5 protein-coding genes and 1 pseudogene are annotated in these 4,497 nt (G+C 60.6%); 4 read left to right on the top strand and 2 right to left on the bottom strand.

Features of this window, described 5'->3' with window-relative positions; all coding sequences use genetic code 11:
* Positions 1-423: pseudogene (locus DBR23_RS09375) on the bottom strand (glyoxalase superfamily protein); the annotation flags it as partial.
* A 368-nt stretch (positions 424-791) separates the two neighbouring features.
* Positions 792-1,991 (bottom strand): Y-family DNA polymerase, encoded by a 1,200-nt coding sequence (locus DBR23_RS09370; protein ID WP_341274963.1) that lies wholly within the window; start codon positions 1,989-1,991, stop codon positions 792-794.
* A gap of 286 nt (positions 1,992-2,277) precedes the next feature.
* Between DBR23_RS09370 and DBR23_RS29260 the strand changes: the two genes are divergently transcribed.
* From DBR23_RS29260 to DBR23_RS09360, 4 genes are all read left to right on the top strand, one after another.
* Positions 2,278-2,550 (top strand): hypothetical protein, encoded by a 273-nt coding sequence (locus DBR23_RS29260; RefSeq protein ID WP_146191299.1) that lies wholly within the window; start codon positions 2,278-2,280, stop codon positions 2,548-2,550.
* Positions 2,551-2,597: 47 nt separating this feature from the next.
* Entirely contained in the window at positions 2,598-2,861 is a 264-nt protein-coding gene (locus DBR23_RS09365; protein ID WP_108498061.1) for a hypothetical protein, read from the top strand.
* 59 nt (positions 2,862-2,920) lie between these two features.
* Positions 2,921-3,175, top strand: coding sequence for a hypothetical protein (locus tag DBR23_RS29255; protein ID WP_146191298.1), 255 nt, complete (start codon positions 2,921-2,923; stop codon positions 3,173-3,175).
* A gap of 197 nt (positions 3,176-3,372) precedes the next feature.
* Positions 3,373-4,335 carry an IS5 family transposase gene (locus tag DBR23_RS09360; RefSeq protein ID WP_062407895.1) on the top strand — a complete coding sequence of 321 codons (963 nt, stop codon included), beginning with the start codon at positions 3,373-3,375 and terminating at the stop codon, positions 4,333-4,335.
* Positions 4,336-4,497 lie beyond the last annotated feature (162 nt).

Here is a 4,497-nt window from a genome sequence, read left to right as displayed (position 1 = left end):
CACCTTGGTGGGCTTGACCTGATGCCAAGCCTCGAGCCACTCGGCGAGCCGCGGCGCGAGCTCGTGCCAGCTAGAGAACTCCTCCTCCGGCGCCTTGACCACCATAGTGAGCTTGAGCTTCGGGGTGAGCGGCTCCCGATTGAGGGCGTGCCAGCTGGACCGGCCGAGGATGCGGGACGCGGCGTCCAGCGCTGCCGTGTGCTTGAGAGCGACGCCCGTGTCGCTCAGAGCTTTGCGCAGGCGCTTGGCCAGGAGCTTGGGGTCTTCATCGGGCTGGGGCTGGAGGCCTTCGACGACCTTGAGCGCGGCCTCGGAAGTGAAGCGGGGCACCTTGAGATGGACGTAGGTCCACAGGGCTGCGGCCGTAGCCTGCAGGTCTTGAGGGGAGGCGGGATGCGCCGTCGGCGCAGCAGTGGTTGCCATGGATGAACTCCTAGAGAGCATCGAGGGACGGCACGCGTTGTCCGGCTCTCCAAGTGGAGGTCATCGAGCCGGGGAAAGGGAACTCTCGCAATCCAACTGGCTTTGCCGTGCCGGACAGGGTCCGGTGCGTGCACTGACGGGCGCCAACTTGCCCACGATTCGGCTTGAACCGCAGGTAGATCGTAAGAAGGAGCGGCTACCGGTGTCAACTACTAATGGAGCACCTTCGTCAGGTCTCACTTACGCCTGACATTCAGCTTTGCGAACTCGAGTGACTGCACCCAGCCTAAAGCGGCCTACCGCCCGTACATTGTTGTAACCAAAGCCTCAGATCGCTTCCCGTGGAGTGAATCTACGAAGATGTTGACTCACTCCCCCACCACCAACATATCCTCCCAACAGGTCGTGTAAGCCGGTGACCTGCGCTCCTGCCGCATGGCCCAGCTTGTACGCTCTCCCGTCGCCTCGACTCCCGCGCAGGCCAACTTCACCGCCCCTCGCCCATAGCGCTGATTGAGCTCATCGAGCACCCCCATCAGCCGTTCACGTGCGCAGTCTTGCGCTTCCAGCGGTTCCAGATCGAGCTCTCCCTGCCGCAGCTTTGCACTGTGCAAGTCCAGCAGCATGACGCCAGCTTTGATGAAAGCGTAGCCCGATCGGTAGATCCGGCGAAGCCCAGCCAATGAGGCATTGACTACGGGCACCGTATCGCTGGTGGCCCGCAGCAGCGGTACGGTGATGGATCTGGCGTACTGCGGCCCTTTGCGATAGGGGCTGGTGTGAATGAACACCAGCACATGGGCCGTGTGGCTGGCCTGCCTGCGCAGCTTCTGCGCTGCCATGCTGGCAAACGTGCTGACGGCCTGTTCCAACGCCTGGAGGTCACTGATGGGTTGCCCAAACGACCGGGTGCAGGCGATTTCCTTCTTAGGTGGCGGTTGTTCCTCCAATCCGATACAGGGCATGCCTTGCAACTCTCGCACCGTGCGCTCCAGCACCACCGACCAGCGCCTGCGCACCGTGGCCGGATCAAGGCGTGCCAGGTCCAGGACGTTCTCGGTGCCCGCGTCCTTCAGTTGGGCCGCGATCTTGCGCCCCACGCCCCAGACTTCTCCCACATCGGTCGATTCCAGCACCGCATCCAATTCGTCACGGGGCAACTGCGCGAGGTTGCACACCTGGGCCAATTTCGAGGGATAGGAGCCAGGTTTGCGTTCAGCTGTCTTGGCCACATGGTTGGCCAGCTTGGCCAGGGTCTTGGTCGGGGCGATACCCACACCACAGGGAATACCGACCCACTGCAGCACCCGGGCACGGATGGCATGGGCTCGTTCGGTCATGTCGCCCCGGATGCCACTGAGGTCCACAAAGCTCTCATCAATGGAATACACCTCATGGCGGTGACCCAGCGCAGCCACCAGGCTGGCCATGCGGTCAGACATGTCGCCATACAGCGCAAAGTTCGCTGAGAGGGCCACAAGACCGGCCTCCTTCTCCAAGTGCCGGATCTCATGCCAGGGATGGCCCATCCGCACCCCCAGTTCCTTGGCCTCGTTCGATCGGGCAATGGCGCAGCCGTCGTTATTTCTGAATGACCCTAACTGTTAGTAGGTATTTAGGTCGTTGATTCTTCAACAAGAATCAAGACTAACAGTTTTGTACGTAATAAGGCTCAATTCGAGCACGCTCTGAGTCGTTGAAGTAGGAGGCCCAGCGCCACCCTGATCGACGCAGGACGACCCTCAAGAGCCGCTCAGAATTTCTGGCCCAGCGCCGGCAGTGCAGCGATTGCCGTCCTCCAGACTTAGCCATCGAACGCGTACTATTGGCCAGAAGCAGCCATTCAACATTTACATGAATAACGAACTGCTCGCACTCATAGACGGCGCACTAGCCGACATTTACCCTATGGCGTTAGCCGGCCTGGAGCCCGCACAAAGCATTGAGCGTCAACTTGCCTGGTGTCGCGAATTTGCGTCGAGTGGCAAGCAAGGCCCCAGACCAGGACCTTTTTCTATGGGTCTCATCGCCACCCGGGAGTTCGACATGTATGGAAACCAACCTGAACTCGCCAGTCTGATAAATAGGATTCAGCGATTCGTTGAGGCTGAACTTGCAAGAGTCTGACACCGGCCACAATCAGACGTTAAATCAATTGGAAAGCGCCAGACTCCATGGAAGAGAAAACGGTCGAAGATGACCCTGTTTGCCTCGTTTTCATACCAGCCCTCGTCGCGATTTTGTATCGGCTGGAGAGTGAAAAGGGTTCGCCACTAACAGAATTGGAAGTACATGCCATCCGCGATAAGTCTGTGTGCATGAGCATGCCCTACAGCGCGGCTTTAGCTATGGAGCAAGAGCGGGGCTATCGAGATGTCAGGCCAGAGCACTGCTGGGAAGACTGGCAGGACGCGAGAGAACAACTTAAGAACAACTGACCGGACTGCAGCCAAACTGCCGAAAGCGGCCAGAAGTGGACATTCGAGGAGGAGGCAACGTGCGCGAAGCGAAGATTGCTGCTTGGTTCTTTTTCGTTGTGGGAGCCGGCTTGAGTTTGCTCAGCGCATGGGCGGCCGTCACATTGGCACCGCCGTCGCCAACCATCTCGTCGCTCCGCAACGGTCTGGCGCAAGTCTTGAAGGCAGCACTTGGTGTGCCTGCCGGCCATGTTGCCTACCACCTGTTTTGGACGGCCCTCGGCGCTTGCGTAGCCTACTTGGCGCTGCGAGTACTGAAAGACCAGTCGAGGTAAGGTCCCAAGGTCTCAGTCCGCTCAGTGCCCACCACCGCCCCCGCTACCATGACGCACATCGGCCATCAGCGGCCGTTCACGTCTCCGTGCCCATCGTCAAGTCAAGACTGATTGCTGCCACTTAGGGCTACGCTGAACAAGTTGAGAGGTGGCGCGAGGTTTGCATGTATCGAGACACCAGAGACACGAAGGTGAAGATGAAACAGCAAACCCTGGCGATGGCAGCCGATCAAGGCGACGGCTACGAGCAATACCGCAAGCTCACCAAGCGGGACACATTCCTGGCGACGATGGAGCAGATCGTGCCGTGGCAGGAGTTGTGCTCGGTCATCGAACCGCACTACCCCAAGGCCGGCAACGGGCGCCCACCGATCGGACTGGAACGCATGCTGCGGATGTACTTCGTGCAGCACTGGTTCAACCTGGCTGATGAGGCCTGCGAGGAGGCTCTGCTCGACAGCACGGCGCTGCGCCGCTTTGTAGGCATTGATCTGGGGCGTGAACGTGTGCCTGACGGGACCACGCTGCTGAAGTTTCGCCGCCTGCTGGAGAAGCACAAGCTGGGCGAGGCCTTGTTTGCCAAGGTGGGGGAGGTGCTGCAGGCCCGAGGCATGAAGGTGGGCACCGGCACCATCGTGGATGCCACCATCATCGGCGCGCCCAGCTCGACCAAGAACGCCGACAAACAGCGCGACCCGGAGATGCACCAGACCCGCAAAGGCCAGCAGTGGTACTTCGGCATGAAGATGCACATCGGCGTGGACAGCCGCACTGGGCTGGCGCACAGCGCTGTGGTCACGGCAGCCAACGTGCATGACAAACATCCATTGCCCGAGCTGTTGCACGGGAACGAGCAGCGTGTATACGGCGACAGCGCCTACGCCAGCCAGAGGGCGTTGATCGAATCGAAGGCGCCCCAGGCCAAGGACTTCACCAACCAGCGCGTGCGCAGGGATGGCGAGATCGACGAGGTCGAGCGCTCGAAGAATCACAACAAGTCCAAGGTCCGCGCCCGAGTCGAACACGTCTTTGCCGTGGTGAAGCGGCTCTGGGGCTTTGCCAAGGTGCGCTACCGAGGCCTTGCCAAGAACGCCACACGTTCGTTCGTGGTGCTGGGTCTGGCCAACATCTACCTGGCGCGGCAGCGCCTCGCGGCATGAGTGCGCCCGTTGCGCACTCCAAGTGCGCAAGCACGGCCGGTATGGCCGGGGAACGCGGTCAAACCGCGAGGCTTCCCCGCGTCAGCGACCCATTGGGCAGCGGATCGCTCAAATCGGCTACTTGTTCAGCGTAGCCTTAGGTTCGACGGCAGAGTCCATGGG

Source organism: Acidovorax sp. HMWF018, from assembly GCF_003061035.1.
Lineage (GTDB): Bacteria > Pseudomonadota > Gammaproteobacteria > Burkholderiales > Burkholderiaceae_C > Acidovorax > Acidovorax delafieldii.
Note: the sequence above shows the minus strand (reverse complement) of the source record. Positions and strands in the feature narration are given on the sequence as shown.

What these genes read in the sequence shown, in the direction of transcription:
- DBR23_RS29260 (WP_146191299.1), top strand. Translation starts at nt 2,278, where the DNA reads ATGAATAACGAACTGCTCGCACTCATAGACGGCGCACTAGCCGACATT.
- DBR23_RS09365 (WP_108498061.1), top strand. Translation starts at nt 2,598, where the DNA reads ATGGAAGAGAAAACGGTCGAAGATGACCCTGTTTGCCTCGTTTTCATA.
- DBR23_RS09360 (WP_062407895.1), top strand. Translation starts at nt 3,373, where the DNA reads ATGAAACAGCAAACCCTGGCGATGGCAGCCGATCAAGGCGACGGCTAC.